Origin of the sequence: Escherichia sp. MOD1-EC6300, assembly GCF_002965045.1 — a bacterium.
In the GTDB taxonomy this organism is placed as follows: Bacteria; Pseudomonadota; Gammaproteobacteria; order Enterobacterales; family Enterobacteriaceae; genus Escherichia; species Escherichia coli_F.
On record NZ_PTRH01000005.1, the window covers coordinates 1 to 25,940 of the forward strand.

23 protein-coding genes and 1 pseudogene are annotated in these 25,940 nt (G+C 52.1%); 21 read left to right on the top strand and 3 right to left on the bottom strand.

Annotation, left to right across the window (positions count from 1 at the left end; all coding sequences use genetic code 11):
* The first annotated feature begins 192 nt into the window (after positions 1–192).
* The 11 genes and pseudogenes from BGE37_RS09495 (at position 193) to BGE37_RS25420 (ending at position 10,738) form a co-directional block, all read left to right on the top strand.
* Entirely contained in the window at positions 193–1,143 is a 951-nt protein-coding gene (locus BGE37_RS09495; RefSeq protein WP_105287970.1) for a carbamate kinase family protein, read from the top strand.
* A gap of 9 nt (positions 1,144–1,152) precedes the next feature.
* Entirely contained in the window at positions 1,153–2,535 is a 1,383-nt protein-coding gene (locus BGE37_RS09500) for an amidohydrolase family protein (protein WP_105287971.1), read from the top strand.
* A 298-nt stretch (positions 2,536–2,833) separates the two neighbouring features.
* Positions 2,834–3,244 carry an ASCH domain-containing protein gene (locus BGE37_RS09505; RefSeq protein ID WP_123057326.1) on the top strand — a complete coding sequence of 137 codons (411 nt, stop codon included), beginning with the start codon at positions 2,834–2,836 and terminating at the stop codon, positions 3,242–3,244.
* 253 nt (positions 3,245–3,497) lie between these two features.
* A complete protein-coding gene (locus BGE37_RS09510; protein WP_001042116.1) occupies positions 3,498–4,481 on the top strand; it encodes an autoinducer 2 ABC transporter substrate-binding protein in 984 nt (327 codons plus the stop codon).
* 48 nt (positions 4,482–4,529) lie between these two features.
* A complete protein-coding gene (locus tag BGE37_RS09515) occupies positions 4,530–6,014 on the top strand; it encodes a sugar ABC transporter ATP-binding protein (RefSeq protein ID WP_000447340.1) in 1,485 nt (494 codons plus the stop codon).
* The gene (locus BGE37_RS09520; protein ID WP_032183379.1) at positions 6,007–6,978 is read left to right on the top strand and encodes an ABC transporter permease; all 972 of its coding nucleotides are present in this window, start codon (positions 6,007–6,009) and stop codon (positions 6,976–6,978) included. The genes BGE37_RS09515 and BGE37_RS09520 overlap by 8 nt, the downstream gene beginning before the upstream one ends.
* Positions 6,975–7,931: an ABC transporter permease gene (locus BGE37_RS09525; RefSeq protein WP_032302512.1), complete on the top strand. Its 957-nt coding sequence runs from the start codon at positions 6,975–6,977 to the stop codon at positions 7,929–7,931. Before BGE37_RS09520 ends, BGE37_RS09525 begins: the two co-directional genes overlap by 4 nt.
* Before the next feature lie 86 nt (positions 7,932–8,017).
* A complete protein-coding gene (yahK, locus tag BGE37_RS09530; RefSeq protein ID WP_039021048.1) occupies positions 8,018–9,067 on the top strand; it encodes an NADPH-dependent aldehyde reductase YahK in 1,050 nt (349 codons plus the stop codon).
* 242 nt (positions 9,068–9,309) lie between these two features.
* Positions 9,310–10,125: a hypothetical protein gene (locus BGE37_RS09535; protein WP_001353421.1), complete on the top strand. Its 816-nt coding sequence runs from the start codon at positions 9,310–9,312 to the stop codon at positions 10,123–10,125.
* Positions 10,126–10,345: 220 nt separating this feature from the next.
* The gene (locus BGE37_RS25955; RefSeq protein WP_439218385.1) at positions 10,346–10,528 is read left to right on the top strand and encodes a hypothetical protein; all 183 of its coding nucleotides are present in this window, start codon (positions 10,346–10,348) and stop codon (positions 10,526–10,528) included.
* Positions 10,498–10,738 (top strand): annotated as a pseudogene (locus tag BGE37_RS25420) (hypothetical protein). The gene BGE37_RS25955 and the pseudogene BGE37_RS25420 overlap by 31 nt, the downstream one beginning before the upstream one ends.
* Before the next feature lie 16 nt (positions 10,739–10,754).
* On the opposite strand, the gene BGE37_RS09540 reads toward BGE37_RS25420, so the two are convergent.
* Positions 10,755–11,387, bottom strand: coding sequence for a LysE family transporter (locus tag BGE37_RS09540; protein WP_000371335.1), 633 nt, complete (start codon positions 11,385–11,387; stop codon positions 10,755–10,757).
* A gap of 184 nt (positions 11,388–11,571) precedes the next feature.
* On the opposite strand from BGE37_RS09540, the gene yahO reads away from it, so the two are divergent.
* On the top strand, positions 11,572–11,847 hold the full coding sequence (gene yahO / locus BGE37_RS09545; RefSeq protein ID WP_000691948.1) for a DUF1471 family periplasmic protein YahO: 276 nt from the start codon (positions 11,572–11,574) through the stop codon (positions 11,845–11,847).
* 97 nt (positions 11,848–11,944) lie between these two features.
* Here the strand turns inward: yahO and prpR are convergent, their stop codons facing one another.
* A complete protein-coding gene (gene prpR, locus BGE37_RS09550; protein ID WP_105287973.1) occupies positions 11,945–13,531 on the bottom strand; it encodes a propionate catabolism operon regulatory protein PrpR in 1,587 nt (528 codons plus the stop codon).
* A 238-nt stretch (positions 13,532–13,769) separates the two neighbouring features.
* Between prpR and prpB the strand changes: the two genes are divergently transcribed.
* The 6 genes from prpB to codA all read left to right on the top strand — a co-directional run bounded on the left by prpB (position 13,770) and on the right by codA (position 22,451).
* Positions 13,770–14,660 carry a methylisocitrate lyase gene (prpB, locus tag BGE37_RS09555; RefSeq protein ID WP_000052170.1) on the top strand — a complete coding sequence of 297 codons (891 nt, stop codon included), beginning with the start codon at positions 13,770–13,772 and terminating at the stop codon, positions 14,658–14,660.
* 160 nt (positions 14,661–14,820) lie between these two features.
* Positions 14,821–15,990 (top strand): bifunctional 2-methylcitrate synthase/citrate synthase, encoded by a 1,170-nt coding sequence (gene prpC / locus BGE37_RS09560; RefSeq protein WP_001285908.1) that lies wholly within the window; start codon positions 14,821–14,823, stop codon positions 15,988–15,990.
* A gap of 33 nt (positions 15,991–16,023) precedes the next feature.
* Positions 16,024–17,475 (top strand): 2-methylcitrate dehydratase, encoded by a 1,452-nt coding sequence (gene prpD / locus BGE37_RS09565; RefSeq protein WP_001591604.1) that lies wholly within the window; start codon positions 16,024–16,026, stop codon positions 17,473–17,475.
* Between the two features lie 39 nt (positions 17,476–17,514).
* Complete coding sequence (gene prpE, locus BGE37_RS09570) at positions 17,515–19,401, top strand: propionate--CoA ligase (protein WP_105287974.1); 1,887 nt, start codon at positions 17,515–17,517, stop codon at positions 19,399–19,401.
* A 517-nt stretch (positions 19,402–19,918) separates the two neighbouring features.
* Entirely contained in the window at positions 19,919–21,178 is a 1,260-nt protein-coding gene (gene codB / locus BGE37_RS09575; RefSeq protein WP_105287975.1) for a cytosine permease, read from the top strand.
* A complete protein-coding gene (gene codA, locus BGE37_RS09580; RefSeq protein ID WP_001353418.1) occupies positions 21,168–22,451 on the top strand; it encodes a cytosine/isoguanine deaminase in 1,284 nt (427 codons plus the stop codon). The genes codB and codA overlap by 11 nt, the downstream gene beginning before the upstream one ends.
* A 120-nt stretch (positions 22,452–22,571) precedes the next feature.
* On the opposite strand, the gene cynR is transcribed toward codA, so the two are convergent.
* Positions 22,572–23,471 (bottom strand): transcriptional regulator CynR, encoded by a 900-nt coding sequence (gene cynR, locus BGE37_RS09585; RefSeq protein ID WP_105287976.1) that lies wholly within the window; start codon positions 23,469–23,471, stop codon positions 22,572–22,574.
* 109 nt (positions 23,472–23,580) lie between these two features.
* Between cynR and cynT the strand changes: the two genes are divergently transcribed.
* The 3 genes from cynT to cynX are packed head-to-tail and all read left to right on the top strand — an operon-like array spanning position 23,581 to position 25,928.
* Positions 23,581–24,240 carry a carbonic anhydrase CynT gene (cynT, locus tag BGE37_RS09590; RefSeq protein WP_105287977.1) on the top strand — a complete coding sequence of 220 codons (660 nt, stop codon included), beginning with the start codon at positions 23,581–23,583 and terminating at the stop codon, positions 24,238–24,240.
* 30 nt (positions 24,241–24,270) lie between these two features.
* Positions 24,271–24,741 carry a cyanase gene (gene cynS / locus BGE37_RS09595; RefSeq protein WP_000616244.1) on the top strand — a complete coding sequence of 157 codons (471 nt, stop codon included), beginning with the start codon at positions 24,271–24,273 and terminating at the stop codon, positions 24,739–24,741.
* A 5-nt stretch (positions 24,742–24,746) separates the two neighbouring features.
* Entirely contained in the window at positions 24,747–25,928 is a 1,182-nt protein-coding gene (gene cynX, locus BGE37_RS09600) for a cyanate transporter CynX (protein WP_105287978.1), read from the top strand.
* Positions 25,929–25,940: the final 12 nt, after the last annotated feature.

A 25,940-nucleotide genomic window follows, 5' to 3' on the forward strand; every position in this document is an offset into this window, starting at 1 on the left:
TACGAGTGGCGCGAGAATCTGTAGGCCTGATAAGCGTAGCGCATCAGGCATTTGTCACCATTGCCGGATGCGGCGTGGACGCCTTATCCGGCCTACGAATGGCACAAGAATCTGTAGGCCTGATAAGCGTAGCGCATCAGGCTGTCTGGCGTTGGTCATAACCCCATCACCCTCTGTAGCGGACATAACAACATGAAAGAACTTGTGGTCGTTGCCATTGGTGGCAACAGCATTATCAAAGATAACGCCAGCCAGTCGATTGAGCATCAGGCGGAGGCGGTGAAGGCCGTCGCCGATACGGTGCTGGAAATGCTGGCTTCCGATTACGACATTGTGCTGACCCACGGCAACGGGCCGCAGGTTGGGCTGGATCTACGCCGTGCGGAGATTGCCCACGAGCGCGAAGGGCTGCCCTTAACGCCGCTGGCGAACTGTGTGGCGGATACGCAAGGCGGCATTGGCTACTTGATCCAACAGGCGCTGAACAATCGGCTGGCGCGCCACGGCGAGAAAAAAGCCGTCACCGTGGTGACTCAGGTGGAAGTGGATAAAAACGATCCGGGATTTGCTCACCCCACCAAGCCCATTGGCGCATTCTTCAGTGAAAGCCAGCGTAACGAATTACAAAAGGCAAACCCTGACTGGCGTTTTGTTGAAGATGCCGGACGCGGCTATCGCCGCGTGGTCGCCTCGCCGGAACCGAAACGTATTGTCGAAGCACCTGCCATTAAGGCGCTGATCCAACAAGGCTTTGTGGTAATTGGCGCGGGCGGCGGTGGAATTCCGGTGGTGTGCAGTGAAGCGGGGGATTACCAAAGCGTGGACGCGGTTATCGACAAAGATCTCTCTACCGCGCTATTGGCCCGTGAAATTCACGCCGACATTCTGGTGATCACCACTGGCGTCGAAAAAGTGTGTATTCATTTTGGCAAACCGCAGCAGCAGGCGCTGGATCGGGTGGATATTGCCACCATGACCCGCTATATGCAGGAAGGGCATTTCCCGCCAGGCAGCATGTTGCCAAAAATCATCGCCAGCCTGACGTTCCTGGAACAGGGCGGTAAAGAAGTGATTATCACCACGCCGGAATGCCTGCCCGCGGCGCTGCGTGGCGAAACGGGCACCCATATTATTAAAACGTAAGGACGTAAGATGAAAAAAAACAATAGCCGCCGTGAATTTCTGAGCCAGAGCGGTAAGATGGTCACCGCCGCCGCGCTGTTTGGTACCTCTGTGCCATTCGCCCATGCGGAGGTCTCTGGCACAACCCACTGCGACGCGAATAACACCATGAAAATCACTGACCCGCATTACTATCTTGATAACGTGCTGCTGGAAACCGGTTTTGACTACGAAAACGGTGTGGCGGTGCAGACCCGCACGGCGCGCCAGACCGTGGAGATTCAGGACGGTAAAATTGTTGTGCTACATGAGAACAAGCAGCATCCGGACGCCACGCTGCCGCAATATGACGCTGGCGGTAAGCTGATGCTGCCCACTACTCGCGACATGCATATTCATCTCGACAAAACCTTTTACGGCGGACCGTGGCGCTCGCTCAATCGCCCGGCAGGCACCACCATCCAGGACATGATCAAACTCGAGCAGAAAATGCTGCCGGAGTTACAACCGTACACTCAGGAGCGGGCAGAAAAACTGATCGATTTATTGCAGTCGAAAGGCACCACCATTGCCCGCAGCCACTGCAATATCGAACCGGTTTCCGGCCTGAAAAATCTGCAAAATTTGCAGGCGGTGCTGGCGCGACGTCAGGCGGGCTTCGAGTGTGAAATCGTCGCCTTCCCGCAGCACGGTTTGCTGCTGTCGAAATCGGAACCCTTGATGCGTGAAGCAATGCAGGCAGGCGCGCATTACGTCGGCGGGCTGGACCCGACCAGTGTTGATGGCGCGATGGAAAAATCCCTCGACACCATGTTCCAGATTGCGCTGGACTACGACAAAGGCGTCGATATTCATCTGCACGAAACCACTCCGGCGGGCGTGGCAGCCATCAATTATATGGTTGAAACGGTAGAGAAAACGCCGCAGCTGAAGGGCAAGCTGACCATCAGTCACGCCTTTGCGCTGGCAACGCTCAACGAGCAACAGGTCGATGAGTTGGCGCACCGGATGGCGGCGCAGCAAATTTCTATCGCCTCGACGGTGCCGATTGGCACGTTGCATATGCCGCTCAAACAGCTACATGACAAAGGTGTAAAAGTGATGACCGGCACCGACAGCGTTATCGACCACTGGTCGCCTTACGGCCTGGGCGACATGCTGGAAAAAGCCAATCTGTATGCGCAGCTCTATATTCGTCCTAACGAACAGAATTTATCCCGCTCGCTGTTTTTAGCCACTGGCGATGTGTTGCCGCTAAATGAAAAAGGCGAGCGTGTGTGGCCAAAAGCGCAGGATGACGCCAGCTTTGTGCTGGTGGACGCCTCCTGTTCTGCCGAGGCGGTGGCGCGTATCTCGCCGAGAACGGCGACGTTCCATAAAGGGCAACTGGTGTGGGGGAGTGTGGCAGGTTGATACGAATTTGAAACGCCTGCAACGGTGAATAGTAAGAGATTTAAGCCCCAGGGAGTGGGGCGGGAATGGTTTGTTAATGAATGATCCTGAACTTTATAATCTCCCGGCATAATTTCCAGGGGATTATTTGAGAGAAATACACAAAAGTGAGTTTTAACAAAGGTATTTATCAAGCCATAAATGTGACCTGCTTCGGATAAAAAAGATTAAACATAGAAAAACCAATGATCCTCTTGCTGATAGTTATCGACAGTAATTAAGATGTAATTTGTTGTTCTGTTATCGCGAAAATATTGCCATGACCATAAAAGAAAAAATCTCACAAAAATATCCCCATGCTTCCTTTTGTAGTTTTGGCGATTCAGCAGCGTTGGCCGATTACCTCGCAACGTTGATTGCAACTGGTGTTAAAACTGCTTCCTGTGGTTCGCTGGCAGGATGTATTGAAGACAACGCATTTCCGATGATTGGCGAGTATAAGATTGTAGAAAATAGCCGTGGTGAGCCTGTATGTGTTATCAGAGTGATTGGCCTGCATTTACTGCGCTTTTCTGATGTCACCGAAGAGATTGCCCGCAAGGAAGGTGAAGGTGATCTTAGTCTTGAATATTGGCGCAATGAACACCGTCGTTTTTTCCAGGCAGAGGGAAGCTATTCACCCGAAATGGACGTTATTTTTGAAGAATATGCCCTCATTGAAGTTGTGTAGATAACTCTCTATCCGCATGAAATAAACTCACAAACATAAAATATCGTTAATTGTGTTTGTTTTACTATTTTTTACGTGATGAATGTCACACTTATTGTTGCTGCCCATTTTGTCCATATTTATAACCAAATTTTTAATAGCTGCCTGAAATAGGGCTGTTTATTCTGCATAAAAATATTCGAAAATTCTTATTCTCTCCAGCGCGCTAATTTGGGCGAACACTTCCTGACTACCCTGCAATGAGGCTGAAATGATGAATAAACGTTTTGTTATCAATATGGTGTCTTCGCTGTTATTAGGCGCTGCGCTAATTTCCTCGCCGCTCCAGGCAGCGGAAAAAGTCGTGGTGAATATCTCTAAAGTCGATGGTATGCCGTGGTTTAATCGCATGGGCGAAGGTGTGGTCGAGGCAGGTAAAGCCTTTGGTGTTAATGCGTCACAGGTGGGACCTTCAAGTACTGATGCTCCTCAACAGGTTAAAATTATTGAGGATTTAATCGCTCGTAAGGTTAACGCAATTACTATCGTGCCAAACGATGCCAACGTGCTGGAACCGGTATTCAAAAAAGCGCGAGATGCCGGAATTGTGGTTCTGACCAACGAATCCCCCGGTCAGCCAAGTGCTAACTGGGATATCGAAATCATTGATAACGAAAAATTTGCCGCTGAATATGTTGAACATATGGCGAAACGCATGGGTGGCAAGGGCGGCTATGTGATTTACGTGGGTAGTTTGACCGTGCCGCAGCATAACTTATGGGCTGACTTGCTGGTGAAATACCAGAAAGAGCATTACCCGGATATGCATGAAGTTACCCGCCGCATGCCGGTTGCCGAGAGTGTGGATGACTCACGTCGTACCACACTGGACCTCATGAAAACCTATCCTGACTTGAAAGCGGTTGTCTCCTTTGGTTCAAACGGTCCGATTGGCGCGGGACGTGCAGTGAAAGAGAAACGGGCGAAAAATAAAGTCGCAGTCTATGGCATGATGATCCCTTCACAGGCGGCATCACTGATTAAAAGTGGTGATATCACCGAAGGGATTACTTACGATCCGGCCTCTGCAGGTTACGCACTCGCGGCCGTCGCCAGCACGTTGCTGAAGGGTGAAGAGATCAAACCTGGATTAGAAATGGAGAATCTCGGTAAGGCCGACGTAGATATGGATAAGCGAATTATCCGTTTCCATAAGGTATTACTGGTCAACAAAGACAATATTGACTCACTTTATTAATCCATTTCTTCGGGGCGAAAGCCCCGATTCTTATTGCCAGGGGATGCTATGGAAACCTTCCTTTCCCTTCGTCATATCAACAAAACGTTTCATGCCACGCGAGCGCTGCGCGATGTTTCTCTCGACTTTATGTCGGGTGAGGTGCACTGCCTTGCCGGGCAAAACGGCTGTGGTAAATCGACGTTGATTAAAATTATGTCCGGTGTTTATCGCCCGGATGAGGGGGCGGAAATTACGCTTGGTGGGAAAAACTGGTCAAAGCTGACACCCGCCGCTTCGGTGGCGCAGGGGATTCAGGTGATTTATCAGGACCTCTCTTTATTTCCTAACCTGAGTGTCTGGGAGAATATCGCCGTGAATCACTATCACCACGGACTGTTTGTTAACCGACGTCGTCTGCGTGAGGTGGCGCAGGCGGCAATGACCAGTATTAACGTCACATTGCCACTGGATACGCTCGTTTCTGAGCTTTCAATTGCCCGCTGTCAGCTGGTGGCAATTTGCCGTGCACTGGCGCAGGACGCACGGTTGATCGTGATGGATGAACCAACCGCTTCGCTGACCCATCAGGAAGTGCAAGGGTTATTACAGGTGGTGCATCAATTGCGGGAACGCGGGATCTGCGTGGTCTTCGTCAGTCATCGTCTGGAAGAGGTGATGGAAGTTTCCGACCGTATTTCAGTGTTGAAAGATGGTGAGCTGGTCGGGACCTTTCCGGCTGCAGAGATGACCACAAAACAACTCGGTTTCCTGATGACCGGCCAGGAGTTTGAATATCAGGTGCGAGAGTTGTGGCAGGGAAAATCCAGCACCCCAGTGCTGGAGGTGCGTAATTTAAGTCGTCATGGGGAATATCAAAATATTAACTTGCGGGTGGAAGCGGGCGAAGTGGTGTCGATTGTTGGCCTGCTTGGTGCGGGGCGCACGGAATTATGTCTGAGTCTGTTTGGTATGACCCGACCGGATGCTGGTGAGATCCTCATCAACGGTCAGCCGGTTACACTGCATAGTAACCAGGACGCCATCCGCCACGGTATTGGTTATGTTTCGGAAGATCGCATGTCGCGCGGTTTGGTGATGGCGCAATCTATTGAAGACAACATCATTAGCACTGTTTTTCACAAGGTAAAAGATCGCTTCGGCTTTCTGAGTGAAGCTAAAGTGCGTGACCTGGTGGACAGGCTAATTAAGGCATTGACCATCAAAGTCTCTGACCCACATCTCCCGGTGAATACGCTTTCCGGGGGTAACGCGCAGCGAGTATCGATCGCCAAATGGCTGGCGATTGGGCCACGACTGTTGATTCTCGATAGCCCGACTGTCGGTGTTGATATCGCCAACAAAGCAGGAATATACGGCATTATCAGCGATCTGGCGGCTCATGGCATTGCGGTATTGATGATCTGCGATGAAATTGAAGAAGCGTGGTATCAAAGCCACCGGATTTTGGTAATGCAAAAAGGTCAGATCACCCATAGCTTCCTGCCTGACAGCAGTTCTCAGGCCAGGATTGCGGAGGTGGTAAATGGCTGAACTGAAAAAACGTCATGAATTCTGGCTGGCATTACTGATTATAGTGCTGTTTGTTGGCCTTGCCTGGCGCAGCGACGAGTTTCTGACATTCGGTAATTTGTACGATCTCGCCAATAACTATGCCATGTTGACTATTCTCGCCTGTGGTTTGTTTGTGGTGTTAATTTCCGGTGGAATTGATATTTCGTTTCCAGCAATGACCATCATTGCGCAATACGGCATGGTGCTGTTGCTACAAAAAATGGGTGGCAACTTTGCTGTCGCGTTTGCCCTGGCGGGCGGCATCGGCATTTTACTTGGCTTAATAAACGCCTTACTGGTTAATCGCCTACGGGTGCCTTCTATCATCATCACCATTTCGACGCTGAATATTTTCTATGGCCTGCTGTTATGGTTGAGTAAAGGTGTGTGGCTGTACGACTTTCCGCCGTGGTTTGAGCAGGGGGTAATGTTGTTCAAGTACACCGATGTTGACGGCTATGACTATGGCCTTGGTCTGCCGCTGATCGCCATGATTACGGTGGTGCTGCTGACAGCGTTTATCATGAATTTCACCAGTGTAGGGCGCAAAATTTATGCCCTTGGCGGGAACCGTGAATCAGCCAGTCGCATCGGCTTTAGCGTGCTGAAACTGCAACTTTTCGTTTACGGCTATATGGGATTGATGTCTGGTGCTGCGGGTGTAGTGCAGTCGTGGACGGTGATGACTGTCGCCCCCGATTCTCTTCTGGGTTATGAGCTGACAGTACTGGCTGCGGTGGTGCTTGGCGGCACTAGTTTGCTCGGCGGGCGCGGCACGTTAACCGGTACTTTGCTCGGCGTGGTGTTGTTGGCAGTGATGCAAAACGGGCTAAATTTATTGGGAGTCTCGTCTTACTGGCAAACATTGATCACAGGCATCATCATCGTTGCCAGCATTAGTGCCACGGCGTGGAGTCAGCATCAGAACCGGAGTCTGCTATGAAAAAATCGTGGCGTAATAACGTTGAGTTTTATTTGATCGGCCTGCTGGTGCTAACTGTTGCCGCGTTCAGCATTACTATGCCGGAGATTTTCTGGTCGATAAGTAACTTCCAGTCTGTCGCTTCGCAAATGCCCGTGCTGGGCATTCTGGCGTTGGCTATGGCGGTGACCATGCTTTGTGGCGGCATTAACTTGTCAATTATTGCTACCGCTAACGCCTGTTCACTGGTGATGGCGTGGGTGGCGACTCAGTATCCGCCGGGTATTACTACGGTTGTCGCTACGCTGCTGGCGGGCGCTGGTGCGGCGGTGATAATTGGTTTATGTAATGGCGTATTGATTGCCGGTATTCGAGTGTCGCCAATTCTTGCAACGCTTGGGATGATGACGTTGCTCAAAGGGGTAAATATTCTGGTGACAGGCGGTAGCGCCATTGCCAATTATCCCTCATGGGTGCTGTGGTTGAATCATGCACAGTGGTTCGGTATTCCGCTACCGATGTGGTTGTTTACCGCAGTGGCGCTGGGGCTGTGGATATTGCTGGAGAAAACGCCGCTCGGTAAATCCATTTATCTGATTGGTTCTAACGAACGAGCAACACTTTACTCCGGTATTAACACGCGTCGGGTGCTGATATGGGTGTATGTCATTTCCGCCTTGCTTTGTGCGGTAGCGGCATTTTTGATGATGTCGAAACTCAACTCGGCTAAGGCCTCTTATGGCGAATCGTACTTGCTGGTGTCAATCCTCGCGGCAGTACTCGGCGGGGTTAATCCGGACGGCGGCAGCGGGCGGATAATTGGTATGGTGCTGGCGCTGTTTCTTCTGCAAATTATTGAAAGCGGCTTCAATATTCTCGGGATAAGCCCCTACCTGACGATGGCCTTATGGGGAACGTTGCTGCTCTGTTTCATTCAGGCTCGCGGCATGTTGGGGCTGGATCGGGTGGTTTAAATATTGGCTATATTCAATGGACGCGTTTTGCTGCGATGGCATTTCAGGCATCGCCAAATACACATAGCTAATCAGGAGTAAACACAATGAAGATCAAAGCTGTTGGTGCATATTCCGCTAAACAACCGCTGGAACCGATGGATATCACCCGGCGTGAACCGGGACCGCATGATGTCAAAATTGAAATCGCTTACTGTGGCGTCTGCCATTCCGATATCCACCAGGTCCGTTCCGAGTGGGCGGGGACGGTTTATCCCTGCGTGCCGGGCCATGAAATTGTAGGGCGCGTGGTAGCCGTTGGTGATCAGGTAGAAAAATATGCGCCGGGCGATCTGGTCGGTGTCGGCTGCATTGTCGACAGTTGTAAACATTGCGAAGAGTGTGAAGACGGGCTGGAAAACTACTGTGATCACATGACCGGCACCTATAACTCGCCGACGCCGGACGAACCGGGCCATACGCTGGGCGGCTACTCACAACAGATTGTCGTTCACGAGCGATATGTTCTGCGTATTCGTCACCCGCAAGCGCAACTGGCGGCGGTGGCGCCTTTATTGTGTGCAGGGATCACCACGTACTCGCCGCTGCGTCACTGGCAGGCCGGGCCGGGTAAAAAAGTGGGCGTGGTTGGCATTGGCGGTCTGGGGCATATGGGGATAAAGCTGGCCCACGCGATGGGGGCGCATGTAGTGGCATTTACCACGTCTGAGTCAAAACGCGAAGCGGCAAAAGCCCTTGGGGCCGATGAAGTTGTTAACTCGCGCAATGCCGATGAGATGGCGGCTCATGTGAAGAGTTTCGATTTCATTTTGAATACCGTAGCTGCGCCACATAATCTCGATGATTTTACCACCTTGCTGAAGCGCGATGGCACCATGACCCTGGTTGGTGCGCCTGCGACACCGCATAAATCGCCGGAAGTTTTCAACCTGATCATGAAACGCCGTGCGATAGCCGGTTCTATGATTGGCGGCATTCCAGAAACTCAGGAGATGCTCGATTTTTGCGCCGAACATGGCATCGTGGCTGATATAGAGATGATTCGGGCCGATCAAATTAATGAAGCCTATGAGCGAATGCTACGTGGTGATGTGAAATATCGTTTTGTTATCGATAATCGCACACTAACAGACTGAAAAAATTAATAAATGCTCTATGATTTAACATATTAATTTCGCCCTCCACTTAACTTTTTAGTTAAGAAGGGCGAAATACTATCAAAGTAGCAGTAAAATCTATAATGTAAATTCAAATTGTTAAATTAATTCCCTCCAGTACACAATGCTGCATATATTAGTTATGAGCGATTTCTGATAGTGCCTGGTTTAATCAGGGCTTTATTATCTGCGACGTTTATTTTTATTTAAGAGAGATCGCAATGATACCATTAAAAGCGCCGCACAATAATTTGTTGCTATATACGAAACAAAGCGTACACAATACGTTTAAAAACAATCAGTTACCTGAAGATATCAGAAGTACACTGGTTTCTTGTGTCGATATATTCAAGGTTTTGATTAAACAATACTATGATTATCCTTATGATTGTCGTGATGATTTAGTCGATGATGATAAACTCATTTATCTCATGGCTGCCGTACGAGATTGCGAGTGGGCAGCCGACAATGCGCTTACCATAAATGTGCAGTTTAATGATTTCCCTGGAGTTTATGACTGGGTGGATTACCCTGATTACCCGATTAAGTTTGTTTTTCGGATACTTGAAAATCAAAAAGGGACCGTTTGGGTATATGATCAGGATGACGTGTTTCTTGATATTAAAGAGAATATCCATGCCGGACGCTTCACCGGACTTAAGAAATTAGTGCAGTTTATCGATTCAGTACGAACAGATTGCAAATGCATTCTTCTTGAGCACCATATGCCTTTGTTGAGACTTTTCCGTGAAGGGAAAGAATGTGAGCATGTAGAAAAATGGCTTCGCGAAATGTCGCGCATTCCGGACGCAGACGCACCTATTAAGCAGGCGCTTGCGTATGAATTATTATTGCACTTAAAAAATATTTACCCTGTTTTTCCTGAATCGCTAGTGATGTTATTGCTCTCCGTTCTGAACGTAAAAACATACAGAGATGATGCACGATTAAATCAATGGGTATCTAATAGAGTGCAGGAATTAGGTGACAAATATTATCCTGTAAATAAGCACGTTAAAATACGCTACACTCTTTAGTTTAGAAACTTTTCCATCTCCAATTTCTTATTCCATCAGAGAGTGAATCGCAAAGCGGGTAATCATTTCATCTGCTTATCTCTACGTCAAATGGCATTTACCCTCCTTTTTCGCCGATATTTTGTTGTGATCGGCGTCATGTTGCTTAAAAAGTGAACTTGTGCGAGTGTTTTATGAATGTGTTGGTTGACATTCATATGAAAAAAATCATAATTCCATCATGTTTGTGTGGGGTCTTTTCTGTATCTTACGCATCGCACTCAAGCCTGACAGACAATATGCTGTAAGGCTCATATCACAAACCGCCATTAGCTCATCAGGAAGAGCAGACGACAACCAGGATTGTTGTATGGTACGGGGTTCGAGGCCTCGATGGCGGTCCAATTTTTCAAAACTCTTCTGAATCAGATCCTCTTATTATCATCCTTGCAGAGTGGATGGAGCATTGCCAGCTACTCACTGAAGCAGACAAATGAAAAAAGCCCACACAGGGGAGAGTGGGCTGAAATGGGAAGCTAAAGACTCAAGTAAACTTATCGGAAATAAGGACCACGCATTACGGGGGGTATCATCGCCGATGAGCGGGATTCGGCAAATCAGGTTGATTACGTAGAGAGTAAATTATCTGCTCACCGCTGCGTTACTCCTTCGTAAATCAGGCGTAGCGCGAATACACCAATAATTGCACCAATAACCCGACTGGCAACGCGTTGCATACGCCCATAAGCACGACGCACAGCGGGCAAAGAAAACGCCTGACTAAGAAAGACTCGCCAGATAATTGATGCGAACACAATTCCCGCCCAGGCCATTAAACGTGCCCAAGTTGGTGTTTCAGCATTTAACGTTACTGAGAAAATACTGATAAAAAATAAAACGGTCTGTGGATTAGAGAGATCGGTAATTAATCCACGGCGAAAAAAGACATACCAGGGGGCGCTAATCGGTTGTTGTAGTGTGCTTATTTGCGGTGTTGACTGGCGGCGCATGCTGCACCACGCAAACCATAAGAGATAAGCGCCGCCGACGATTCTAATAAGCGAAAAAATCTCCTCACACTGCGTAATGAGTGTCGCAAGACCATACAAACCCAACCCGGAATAAAACGCATCGCCCAGTGCCACGCCCAACCCGGTCAGCACTCCTGCGCGTCGACCGGAAGCCAGGCTGGTTTGTACCACCACAAAAAGATTGGCTCCCGGATTAAAAAAAGTCATCACGAACAGTCCTACGGTCAGGTAAACGGCGTGCAAGGGATCCATGTGATTTCATCCATAAATAAGTGAAGTAACTTCATCATATTTCTACAAAAAGTAATCGGATGCGAGAGAGATCACAAAGTGTCTTATTTCCGGTTACTGGCGTTTATGCCCTGACTGAACTAATTATTAATCAACCCAATAATATGGGTGGGTGATAGTTTGATAACAACTCTGGAGCCGTAATATGAAAATAATCTCTAAAATGTTAATCGGTGCGTTAGCGTTTGCCGTTACCAACGTTTATGCCGCAGAATTAATGACCAAAGCAGAATTTGAAAAAGTTGCATCGCAATATGAAAAAATAGGTGATATTTCAACCAGTAATGAAATGTCGACTGCAGATGCGAAAGAAGATCTGATCAAAAAAGCGGATGAAAAAGGGGCAGATGTGTTGGTGCTGACCTCTGGTCAAACTGACAATAAGATCCACGGCACGGCAAATATTTATAAGAAGAAATAATTCTGCACCCCATGTAAACATGCCCGATGCGTAAGTTTATCGGTGATCATCTATTGAAATTTATGCCGGATAAGGCGTTCGCGCTGGATTCGGCATTTCAGTTTTTCAGCCGCCGCCAGAATGTCGTTCGGCTGATACCTAAATAATTCGCCGCGGCTGTTTTATCGCCATTAAATTTCTCCAGTGCCTGTTGTGGCGTCAGTAAGCATGGACCGGGAGTTTCCGCCGACTCGCGCGCCAGTTCCGGCAGTAGCAACTGCAAAAATTGCGGCGTTAAATCCGGCGTCGGTTCCACACTTAAAAATAGCGCCAGTCGTTCCATCATATTGCGCAGTTCACGAATATTTCCCGGCCAGTTGTAGCGCAACAGCACAGTTTCACTTGCCTGTAATCCCTGACGTAACGCGGAAGAAAACGGCGCAGTAAGTGCCGCCAGTGACACTTTCAAAAAGCTTTCCGCCAGCTGCAGAATATCCGCCGCCCGCTCGCGTAGCGGCGGCAATTGCAGACGCAAAATACTCAGTCGATAAAACAGATCACGGCGAAAACGCCCTTGCTGCATATCCTCTTCGAGATTGCAGTGAGTGGCGCTAATAACCCGCACATCCACCGGAACAGGCTGATGCCCGCCGACGCGGGTGACCTCTTTTTCTTCCAGCACCCGCAGCAGCCGGGTCTGCAACGGCAGCGGCATTTCGCCTATCTCGTCAAGAAACAGCGTGCCACCGTGGGCGATTTCAAACAGCCCGGCGCGGCCTCCGCGTCGCGAGCCGGTAAACGCTCCTTCCTCATAGCCAAACAGCTCCGCTTCCAGCAGAGATTCAGCAATCGCCCCGCAGTTGACGGCAACAAAAGGATGCGACTTTTTGCCCTGTCGCGCATCGTGGCGGGCAAAATATTCCCGATGAATCGCCTGGGCCGCCAGCTCTTTGCCCGTCCCCGTTTCCCCTTCAATCAACACCGCCGCACTGGAGCGGGCATACAGCAAAATAGTCTGCCGTACCTGTTCCATCTGTGGTGATTGACCGAGCATATCGCCCAGCACGTAACGAGTACGCAGGGCGTTGCGGGTGGCATCGTGAGTATTATGGCGTAACGACATGCGCGTCATATCCAGCGCATCGCTAAATGCCTGGCGCACGGTGGCGGCAGAATAGATAAAAATTCCGGTCATTCCGGCTTCTTCCGCCAGATCGGTAATCAGCCCCGCGCCGACCACCGCTTCGGTGCCGTTGGCTTTTAGCTCGTTAATCTGCCCACGTGCGTCTTCTTCGGTAATGTAGCTACGTTGGTCGAGGCGCAAATTAAAGGTTTTTTGAAACGCTACCAGTGCCGGAATGGTTTCCTGATAGGTGACAACGCCGATAGAAGAGGTGAGTTTTCCGGCTTTTGCTAGTGCCTGTAACACATCATAGCCACTCGGTTTTATCAGAATCACCGGTACCGACAGGCGGCTTTTCAGGTACGCGCCGTTAGAGCCAGCGGCAATGATGGCGTCGCAGCGTTCGCTGGCCAGTTTTTTGCGGATGTAGGCCACCGCTTTTTCAAAGCCAAGCTGGATAGGGGTAATGTTTGCCAGGTGATCAAACTCGAGACTGATATCGCGAAATAGCTCGAACAGCCGCGTTACAGATACCGTCCAGATAACCGGTTTGTCGTCATTCAGCCGTGGTGGATGTGCCATAGCGCACCGCAAAGTTAAGAAACCGAATATTGGGTTTAGTCTTGTTTCATAATTGTTGCAATGAAACGCAGAGAAACATTGCCTGAAACGTTAACTGAAACGCATATTTGCGGATTACTTCATGATTTTATCTCTAACAAATTGAAATTAAACATTTAATTTTATTCAAGCAATTGTGGCATACCCCTTGCTTTGTCTTTATCAACGCAAATAACAAGTTGATAACAAAGGATGGGCTATGTCTCTACACTCTCCAGGTAAAGCATTTCGCGCTGCACTGTCTAAAGAAAATCCATTGCAGATTGTCGGCACCATTAACGCCAACCATGCGCTGCTGGCGCAGCGTGCCGGATATCAGGCGATTTATCTCTCCGGTGGTGGCGTGGCGGCAGGTTCGCTGGGGTTGCCGGATCTCGGTATTTCTACTCTTGATGATGTGCTGACTGATATTCGTCGTATCACTGACGTCTGCTCGCTGCCGCTGCTGGTGGATGCGGATATCGGTTTTGGCTCTTCGGCCTTTAACGTTGCCCGCACCGTGAAATCGATGATTAAAGCCGGTGCGGCGGGCTTACATATTGAAGATCAGGTTGGAGCAAAACGCTGCGGTCATCGCCCGAACAAAGCGATCGTCTCGAAAGAAGAGATGGTGGATCGGATCCGCGCGGCGGTGGATGCGAAAACCGATCCTGATTTTGTGATCATGGCGCGCACCGATGCGCTGGCGGTTGAAGGGCTGGATGCGGCGATCGAGCGTGCGCAGGCCTATGTTGAAGCGGGTGCCGAGATGTTGTTCCCGGAAGCAATTACCGAACTCGCTATGTACCGCCAGTTTGCCGATGCAGTGCAGGTGCCAATCCTTGCCAACATTACCGAGTTTGGCGCAACACCGCTGTTTACCACCGACGAATTACGCAGCGCCCATGTCGCAATGGCGCTGTATCCCCTTTCTGCTTTCCGCGCCATGAACCGCGCCGCTGAACATGTCTACAACGTCCTGCGCCAGGAAGGTACGCAGAAAAGCGTCATCGACACCATGCAGACCCGCAACGAGCTGTATGAAAGCATCAACTACTACCAGTACGAAGAGAAGCTCGACGACCTGTTTGCCCGTAACCAGGCGAAATAAAAAACGCCCTTTGGTTGTATCCGACAACCGATGCCTGATGCGTCGCTGACGCGGCTTATCAGGCCTACGGGATGAACTGAACTGTAGGTCGGATAAGACGCATAGCGTCGCATCCGACAACAATCTCGACCCTACAAATGATAACAATGACGAGGACAACATGAGCGATACAACGATCCTGCAAAACAGCACCCATGTCATTAAACCGAAAAAATCTGTGGCACTTTCTGGCGTTCCGGCGGGCAATACGGCGCTCTGCACCGTGGGTAAAAGTGGCAATGACCTGCATTACCGCGGCTACGATATTCTTGATCTGGCGGAACATTGCGAATTTGAAGAAGTGGCGCATCTGCTGATCCACGGCAAACTGCCGACCCGTGACGAACTCGCCGCCTACAAAACGAAACTGAAAGCCCTGCGCGGTTTACCGGCTAACGTGCGTACCGTGCTGGAAGCCTTACCAGCGGCGTCGCATCCGATGGATGTCATGCGCACCGGCGTTTCCGCGCTCGGCTGCACGCTGCCAGAAAAAGAGGGGCATACCGTCTCTGGCGCGCGGGATATTGCCGACAAATTATTAGCGTCGCTGAGCTCGATTCTTCTCTACTGGTATCACTACAGCCACAACGGCGAACGCATCCAGCCGGAAACCGATGACGATTCCATCGGCGGTCACTTCCTGCATTTGCTGCACGGCGAAAAGCCGTCGCAAAGCTGGGAAAAGGCGATGCATATTTCGCTGGTGCTGTACGCCGAACACGAGTTTAACGCCTCCACCTTTACCAGCCGGGTGATTGCGGGCACCGGCTCTGACATGTATTCAGCCATTATCGGCGCGATTGGCGCACTGCGCGGGCCGAAACACGGCGGGGCGAATGAAGTGTCGCTGGAGATCCAGCAACGTTACGAAACGCCGGACGAAGCCGAAGCCGATATCCGCAAGCGCGTGGAAAACAAAGAAGTGGTGATTGGTTTTGGACATCCGGTTTATACCATCGCTGACCCGCGTCATCAGGTGATCAAACGCGTGGCGAAGCAGCTCTCGCAGGAAGGCGGCTCGCTGAAGATGTACAACATCGCCGATCGTCTGGAAACGGTGATGTGGGAGAGCAAAAAGATGTTCCCCAATCTCGACTGGTTCTCCGCTGTTTCCTACAACATGATGGGCGTTCCCACCGAGATGTTCACGCCACTGTTTGTTATCGCCCGCGTCACCGGCTGGGCGGCGCACATTATCGAACAACGTCAGGACAACAAAATTATCCGTCCTTCCGCCAATTATGTTGGCCCTGAAGACCGCCCGTTTGTCGCGCTGGATAAGCGCCAGTAAACCTCTACGAATAACAAGAAGGAAACGTACCCAATGTCAGCTCAAATCAACAACATCCGTCCGGAATTTGATCGTGAAATCGTTGATATCGTCGATTACGTCATGAACTACGAAATCAGCTCCAGAGTGGCCTACGACACCGCCCATTACTGCCTGCTCGACACCCTTGGCTGCGGTCTGGAAGCTCTCGAATACCCGGCCTGTAAAAAACTGCTGGGGCCAATTGTTCCTGGCACCGTCGTACCTAACGGCGTGCGCGTCCCCGGAACTCAGTTCCAGCTCGACCCCGTCCAGGCGGCATTTAACATCGGCGCGATGATCCGCTGGCTTGATTTCAACGATACCTGGCTGGCGGCGGAGTGGGGCCATCCTTCCGACAACCTCGGCGGCATTCTGGCAACGGCGGACTGGCTTTCGCGCAACGCGGTCGCCAGCGGCAAAGCGCCGTTGACCATGAAACAGGTGCTGACCGGAATGATTAAAGCCCATGAAATTCAGGGCTGCATCGCGCTGGAAAACTCCTTTAACCGCGTTGGCCTCGACCACGTTCTGTTAGTGAAAGTGGCTTCCACCGCCGTGGTCGCCGAAATGCTCGGCCTGACCCGCGAGGAAATTCTCAACGCCGTTTCGCTGGCGTGGGTGGACGGTCAGTCGCTGCGCACCTATCGCCATGCGCCGAACACCGGCACGCGTAAATCCTGGGCGGCGGGCGATGCCACTTCCCGCGCGGTACGTCTGGCACTGATGGCGAAAACGGGCGAAATGGGTTACCCGTCAGCCCTGACCGCGCCGGTATGGGGCTTCTACGACGTCTCCTTTAAAGGTGAATCGTTCCGCTTCCAGCGCCCGTACGGTTCTTACGTCATGGAAAATGTGCTGTTCAAAATCTCCTTCCCGGCTGAGTTCCACTCCCAGACGGCAGTTGAAGCGGCGATGACGCTCTATGAACAGATGCAGGCAGCAGGCAAAACGGCGGCAGATATCGAAAAAGTGACCATTCGCACCCACGAAGCCTGTATTCGCATCATCGACAAAAAAGGGCCGCTCAATAACCCGGCTGACCGCGACCACTGCATTCAGTATATGGTGGCGATCCCACTGCTGTTCGGGCGCTTAACGGCAGCAGATTACGAAGACAACGTCGCGCAAGATAAACGCATCGACGCCCTGCGCGAGAAGATCAATTGCTTTGAAGATCCGGCATTTACCGCTGACTACCACGATCCTGAAAAACGCGCCATCGCCAATGCCATAACCCTTGAGTTTACCGACGGTACGCGATTTGAAGAAGTGGTGGTGGAGTACCCAATTGGTCATGCTCGCCGCCGTCAGGATGGCATTCCGAAGCTGGTGGATAAATTCAAAATCAATCTCGCGCGCCAGTTCCCGACTCGCCAACAGCAGCGCATTCTGGAGGTTTCTCTCGACAGAACTCGCCTGGAACAGATGCCGGTCAATGAGTATCTCGACCTGTACGTCATTTAAGTAAACGGCGGTAAGGCGTAAGTTCAACAGGAGAGCATTATGTCTTTTAGCGAATTTTATCAGCGTTCGATTAACGAACCGGAGCAATTCTGGGCCGAGCAGGCCCGGCGTATTGACTGGCAGACGCCCTTTACGCAAACGCTCGATCACAGCAATCCGCCGTTTGCCCGTTGGTTTTGTGAAGGCCGAACCAATTTGTGCCACAACGCCATCGACCGCTGGCTGGAGAAACAGCCAGAGGCGCTGGCGCTGATTGCCGTCTCTTCGGAAACAGAAGAAGAGCGCACCTTTACCTTTCGCCAGTTGCATGACGAAGTGAACGCGGTGGCGTCAATGCTGCGCTCACTGGGCGTGCAGCGTGGCGATCGGGTGCTGGTGTATATGCCGATGATTGCCGAAGCGCATATTACCCTGCTGGCCTGCGCGCGCATTGGCGCTATTCACTCGGTAGTGTTTGGTGGATTTGCCTCGCACAGCGTGGCTGCGCGGATTGATGACGCTAAACCGGTGCTGATTGTCTCGGCAGATGCCGGAGCGCGCGGTGGCAAAATCATTCCTTATAAAAAATTGCTCGACGATGCGATAAGTCAGGCGCAGCATCAGCCGCGCCACGTTTTGCTGGTGGATCGCGGGCTGGCGAAAATGGCGCGCGTTACCGGACGGGATGTCGATTTCGCGTCATTGCGCCATCAGCACATCGGCGCGCGGGTGCCGGTGGCGTGGCTGGAATCCAACGAAACCTCCTGCATTCTCTACACCTCCGGCACGACCGGCAAACCAAAAGGTGTACAGCGTGACGTCGGCGGTTATGCGGTGGCGCTGGCGACCTCAATGGACACCATTTTTGGTGGCAAAGCGGGCGGTGTGTTCTTCTGTGCGTCGGATATCGGCTGGGTAGTGGGGCATTCGTATATCGTCTACGCGCCGCTGCTGGCGGGGATGGCGACTATCGTTTACGAAGGATTACCGACCTGGCCTGACTGCGGCGTGTGGTGGAAAATCGTCGAGAAATATCAGGTTAGCCGGATGTTCTCAGCGCCGACCGCCATCCGCGTGCTGAAAAAATTCCCTACCGCTGAAATTCGCAAACACGATCTCTCGTCGCTGGAAGTGCTCTATCTGGCGGGAGAACCGCTGGATGAGCCGACTGCCAGTTGGGTGAGCAATACGCTGGATGTGCCGGTCATCGACAACTACTGGCAGACCGAATCCGGCTGGCCGATTATGGCGATTGCTCGCGGTCTGGACGACAGGCCGACACGTCTGGGAAGCCCCGGCGTGCCGATGTATGGATACAACGTGCAGTTGCTCAATGAAGTCACCGGCGAACCGTGCGGCGTCAACGAGAAAGGGATGCTGGTGGTAGAAGGGCCGCTGCCCCCGGGGTGTATTCAGACCATCTGGGGCGACGACGACCGCTTTGTGAAGACGTACTGGTCGCTGTTTTCCCGTCCGGTGTACGCCACCTTTGACTGGGGCATCCGCGATGCTGACGGTTATCACTTTATTCTCGGGCGCACTGACGATGTGATTAATGTTGCCGGGCATCGGCTTGGCACACGCGAGATTGAAGAGAGTATCTCCAGTCATCCGGGCGTTGCTGAAGTGGCGGTGGTTGGGGTGAAAGATGCGCTGAAAGGGCAGGTGGCGGTGGCGTTTGTCATTCCGAAAGAGAGCGACAGTCTGGAAGATCGCGAGGTGGCGCACTCGCAAGAGAAGGCGATTATGGCGCTGGTGGACAGCCAGATTGGCAACTTTGGTCGCCCGGCGCACGTCTGGTTTGTCTCGCAATTACCGAAAACGCGATCCGGAAAAATGCTGCGCCGTACGATCCAGGCGATTTGTGAAGGACGCGATCCGGGGGATCTGACGACTATTGATGATCCTGCGTCGTTGGATCAGATCCGCCAGGCGATGGAAGAGTAAGGTGTTGTCGGATGTGTTGTGTGGCGCGTCCGACACCGTGCGCAGATGCCTGATGCGACGCTTACCGCGTCTTATTATGCCTACAGGCCTGAACCGCAGGTCGGATAAGGCGCACGCGCCGCATCCGACACCGTGCACCAATGCCTGATGCGACGCTGACGCGTCTTATCATGCCTACAGGCCTGAACCGTAGGTCGGATAAGGCGCACGCGGCGCATCCGACACCGTGCGCAGATGCCTGATGCGACGCTGACGCGTCTTATCATGCCTACAGGCCTGAACCGTAGGTCGGATAAGGCGCACGCGCCGCATCCGACACCATGCACCAATGCCTGATGCGACGCAGGCGTGTCTTATCATGCGTACCCATTTTTTCTCAAATAAGTTTTTATCCACTTTTCCGCATTCATCCATATAAAAAATATACCCCCCCCCACGAAAACGATTGCTTTTTATCTTCAGATGAATAGAATGCGGCGGATTTTTTGGGTTTCAAACAGCAAAAAGGGGGAATTTCGTGTCGCAAGATAACAACTTTAGCCAGGGGCCAGTCCCGCAGTCGGCGCGGAAAGGGGTATTGGCATTGACGTTCGTCATGCTGGGATTAACCTTCTTTTCCGCCAGTATGTGGACCGGCGGCACTCTCGGAACCGGTCTTAGCTATCATGATTTCTTCCTCGCAGTCCTCATCGGTAATCTTCTCCTCGGTATTTACACTTCATTTCTTGGTTACATTGGCGCAAAAACCGGCCTGACCACCCATCTTCTTGCTCGCTTCTCGTTTGGTGTTAAAGGCTCATGGCTGCCTTCACTGCTGCTGGGCGGCACTCAGGTCGGCTGGTTCGGTGTTGGCGTGGCGATGTTTGCTATTCCGGTGGGCAAGGCAACCGGGCTGGATATTAATTTGCTGATTGCCGTTTCCGGTTTACTGATGACCGTCACCGTCTTCTTTGGCATTTCGGCGCTGACGGTACTTTCGGTGATTGCGGTTCCGGCGATTGCCTGCCTTGGCGGTTATTCCGTATGGCTGGCCGTTAACGACATGGGCGGCCTGAACGCATTAAAAGCGGTCGTTCCCGCACAACCGTTAGATTTCAATGTCGCGCTGGCGCTGGTTGTGGGGTCATTTATCAGTGCGGGTACGCTCACCGCTGACTTTGTCCGCTTTGGTCGCAATGCCAAACTGGCGGTGCTGGTGGCGATGGTGGCCTTTTTCCTCGGCAACTCGTTGATGTTTATTTTCGGTGCGGCAGGCGCTGCGGCACTGGGGATGGCGGATATCTCTGATGTGATGATTGCTCAGGGCTTGCTGCTGCCCGCGATTGTGGTGCTGGGGCTGAATATCTGGACCACCAATGATAACGCACTGTATGCGTCAGGTTTAGGTTTCGCCAACATTACCGGTATGTCGAGCAAAACCCTTTCGGTAATCAACGGTATTATCGGCACAGTCTGCGCACTATGGCTGTATAACAATTTTGTCGGCTGGCTGACTTTCCTTTCGGCTGCTATTCCTCCGGTGGGTGGCGTGATCATCGCCGACTTTCTGATGAACCGTCGCCGCTATGAGCACTTTGCGACCACGCGTATGATGAGTGTCAATTGGGTGGCGATTCTGGCGGTCACGCTGGGGATTGCCGCAGGCCACTGGTTACCGGGCATTGTTCCGGTCAACGCGGTATTAGGTGGCGCGCTGAGTTATCTGATCCTTAACCCGATTTTGAATCGCAAAACGACAGCTGCAATGACGCATGTGGAGGCTAACAGTGTCGAATAACGCTTTACAGACAATTATTAACGCCCGGTTACCCGGCAAAGAGGGGCTATGGCAGATTCATCTGCAGGACGGAAAAATCAGCGCCATTGATGCGCAATCCGGCGTGATGCCCGTAACAGAAAACAGCCTGGATGCCGAGCAAGGTTTAGTTTTACCGCCGTTTGTGGAGCCGCATATTCACCTGGATACCACGCAAACCGCCGGGCAACCGAACTGGAATCAGTCCGGCACGCTGTTTGAAGGCATTGAACGCTGGGCCGAGCGCAAAGCATTATTAACCCATGGCGATGTGAAACAACGCGCCTGGCAAACGCTGAAATGGCAGATTGCCAACGGTATTCAGCATGTGCGTACCCATGTCGATGTTTCGGATGCAACCCTGACTGCGCTAAAAGCGATGCTGGAAGTGAAGCAGGAAGTCGCGCCGTGGATTGATCTGCAAATCGTCGCCTTCCCGCAGGAAGGGATTTTGTCGTATCCCAACGGTGAAGCGTTGCTGGAAGAGGCGCTACGCTTAGGGGCAGATGTAGTGGGGGCGATTCCGCATTTTGAATTTACCCGCGAATACGGCGTGGAGTCGCTGCATAAAACCTTCGCCCTGGCGCAAAAATACGACCGTCTCATTGATGTTCACTGTGATGAGATCGATGACGAACAGTCGCGCTTTGTCGAAACCGTTGCCGCCCTGGCGCACCGTGAAGGCATGGGCGCGCGAGTCACCGCCAGCCACACCACGGCAATGCACTCCTATAACGGGGCGTATACCTCGCGCCTGTTCCGTTTGCTGAAAATGTCCGGTATTAACTTTGTCGCCAACCCGCTGGTCAATATTCATCTACAAGGGCGTTTCGATACGTATCCAAAACGTCGCGGTATTACGCGTGTTAAAGAGATGCTGGAGTCCGGCATTAACGTCTGTTTTGGTCACGATGATGTCTTCGATCCGTGGTATCCACTGGGAACGGCGAATATGCTGCAAGTGCTGCATATGGGTCTGCATGTTTGCCAGCTGATGGGCTACGGGCAGATTAACGACGGCCTGAATTTAATCACCCACCATAGCGCCAGGACGTTGAATTTGCAGGATTACGGCATAGTCGCCGGAAACAGCGCTAACCTGATTATCCTGCCGGCTGAAAATGGGTTTGATGCGCTGCGCCGTCAGGTTCCGGTACGCTATTCGGTACGTGGTGGTAAGGTGATTGCCACCACGCAACCGGCACAAACCACCGTGTATCTGGAGCAGCCGGAAGCCATCGATTACAAACGGTAATCGGCTGGGTTGCAGCGAGCGTAGTTTATGCCGGATGCGGCTTGAACGCCTTGCACTGAACTCGTAGGCCTGATAAGCGTCGCGCATCAGGCAATTCCAGCCGCTGACCTGTGTCAGCGGCTACCGTGATTCATTCCCGCCAACAACCGCGCATTCATCCAACGCCATTTGCAAAAATGCCTTTGCGGCGGCTGTCTGCCAGCTATTTTTCCGCCGCAACAAAACCGCCGTTCTCTCCAGTAACGGTGGGGCAAGGGATATAGCTTTAAGCCCGTCATGTTTTGTGGCAATCGCTGCTGGCAACAATGTGGAAAGGGAAGTGCGGCGAATCAGCGCCAGAACTGCGCTAATTGAGTTCGCCTCTATCACCACCTGTGGATGTAGCCCCGCTTTCTCGCAGTAGTGGTCAATTTGCTCTCTGGTGGCAAATTCCGCGCTGAGCAGTACCAGTTTTTCATCATGCAAGCGACTCAACGCCACCTGTTCATGGGCTACCAGTGGATGATGTTGCGCCACGACTAACGCTAAACTTTCTGTCAGTAAAGGTATTGCCTCCAGTTCCGGCGAATGCACCGGCGCGAAGGCAATCCCAACATCCAGCTCGTCGCGGCAAAGCAGATCTTCGATTTTCTCCTGTGACATTTCCTGTAGCTGGAGCGTGATGCCGGGATAACGCGCATAGAAATCCGCCATTAAAGGGCCGATAAAGTAGCTCGTGAAGGTGGGGGTGACGGCGATGCGCAGCGATCCTCGCGTCAAATCGGCAACATCATGAATCGCCCGTTTACCCGCCCCCAGTTCCTGTAACGCACGGCTGGCGTACTGTCGCCAGACTTCTCCCGCATCGGTGAGACGAATCGTTCGCCCGCTACGGTCAAACAGCGGTACGCCCAAACTCTCTTCTAACTGGCGAATCTGCTGGGAAAGCGCAGGTTGGGAGATATGCAACGCACTGGCGGCACGGGTGAAGCTGCCATGTTCAGCCACGGCAAGAAAGTAATTGATATGTCGAGAGAGCATTCGCCAACCTATAAGTAAATCCAATAGAACTCATCATAAATGAGTCTTTTACCTTATGGCAATCGGCGAGTAGTCTGCCTCTCATTCCAGAGACAGACAGAGGTTAACGGTGAAAGAGATTATTGATGGATTCCTTAAATTCCAGCGCGAGGCATTTCCTGAGCGGGAAGCCTTGTTTAAACAGCTGGCGACAAAGCAAAGCCCGCGCACACTTTTTATCTCCTGCTCCGACAGCCGTCTGGTCCCTGAGCTGGTGACGCAACGCGAACCTGGCGATCTGTTCGTGATTCGCAACGCAGGCAATATCGTCCCTTCCTACGGACCGGAACCTGGTGGCGTTTCTGCTTCGGTGGAGTATGCCGTCGCTGCGCTTCGGGTATCTGACATTGTGATTTGCGGTCATTCCAACTGTGGCGCGATGACTGCCATTGCCAGCTGTCAGTGCATGGACCATATGCCTGCTGTTTCCCACTGGCTGCGTTATGCCGATTCAGCTCGCGTCGTTAATGAGGCGCGCCCGCATTCCGATTTAGCGTCAAAAGCTGCGGCGATGGTACGTGAAAACGTCATTGCTCAGTTGGCTAATTTGCAAACTCATCCATCGGTGCGCCTGGCGCTCGAAGAGGGGCGGATCGCCCTGCACGGCTGGGTCTACGACATTGAAAGCGGCAGTATCGCAGCCTTTGACGGCGTAACCCGCCAGTTTGTGCCACTGGCAGCTAATCCTTGCGTTTGTGCCATACCGCTACGCCAGCCGACCGCAGCGTAACCTTATTTTTAAACCATCAGGAGATTCACCATGATTCAGTCGCAAATTAACCGCAATATTCGTCTTGATCTTGCCGATGCCATTTTGCTCAGCAAAGCTAAAAAAGATCTCTCATTTGCCGAGATTGCCGACGGCACCGGTCTGGCAGAAGCCTTTGTGACCGCGGCTTTGCTGGGGCAGCAGGCGCTTCCTGCCGACGCTGCCCGCCTGGTCGGGGCGAAGCTGGAGCTCGACGAAGACGCCATTTTACTGTTGCAGATGATTCCACTGCGTGGCTGCATTGATGACCGTGTTCCAACCGACCCAACGATGTACCGTTTCTATGAAATGTTGCAGGTGTACGGTACGACCCTGAAAGCGTTGGTTCATGAGAAGTTTGGCGATGGCATTATCAGTGCGATTAACTTCAAACTCGACGTCAAGAAAGTGGCGGACCCGGAAGGTGGCGAACGTGCGGTCATCACTTTAGATGGTAAATATCTGCCGACCAAACCGTTCTGACAGCCATGCGCGACCATCAAAAGACGTTCACGATGCTGCTGGTTCTGGTGCTGATTGGTCTTAATATGCGACCACTGCTCACCTCCGTCGGGCCACTGCTACCGCAATTGCGCCAGGCGAGCGGAATGAGCTTTAGCGTGGCTGCCCTGTTGACGGCTCTGCCGGTGGTCACCATGGGCGGGCTGGCGCTGGTCGGAAGCTGGCTTCATCAGCATGTCAGCGAACGTCGCAGCGTCGCCATCAGTTTGTTGCTGATAGCCGTCGGCGCATTGATGCGAGAGCTTTACCCTCAAAGTGTGCTGCTGCTTAGCAGCGCACTGCTCGGTGGAGTGGGGATCGGCATCATTCAGGCGGTGATGCCTTCGGTGATTAAACGGCGGTTTCAGCAGCGCACGCCACTGGTGATGGGGCTGTGGTCTGCGGCTCTGATGGGCGGCGGTGGACTTGGTGCCGCCCTGACGCCCTGGTTAGTTCAACACAGCGAGATTTGGTTCCAGACTCTCGCCTGGTGGGCGCTGCCTGCCATTATTGCGCTCTTTGCCTGGTGGTGGCAAAGCTGCCGCGAGGTCGTCTCTTCCCACAAGACAACAACCACTCCGGTTCGCGTAGTCTTCACTCCCCGCGCCTGGACGCTGGGTATTTACTTCGGTCTGATTAACGGCGGTTACGCCAGTCTGATTGCCTGGTTACCCGCCTTCTATATTGAGATCGGTGCCAGCACGCAGTACAGCGGTTCCTTGCTGGCGTTGATGACGCTTGGTCAAGCCGCAGGGGCATTGCTGATGCCTGCTATGGCTCGCCATCAGGATCGGCGCAAACTATTAATGCTGGCACTGGCGTTACAACTGGTGGGTTTCTGCGGCTTTATCTGGCTGCCGCTGCAATTGCCGGTATTGTGGGCAATGGTGTGTGGGTTAGGTCTGGGGGGCGCATTTCCGCTCTGTTTGCTGCTGGCGCTCGATCACTCTGCGCAACCCGCTATTGCTGGCAAACTGGTGGCGTTTATGCAGGGGATCGGTTTTATCATTGCCGGGCTTGCTCCGTGGTTTTCTGGTGTGCTGCGTAGTATCAGTGGCAATTACCTGATGGACTGGGCGTTTCATGCGCTGTGCGTCGTTGGGCTGATGATCATAACCCTGCGTTTTGCACCAGCACGTTTTCCGCAGCTGTGGGTCAAAGAGGCATGATGCGACGCTCGT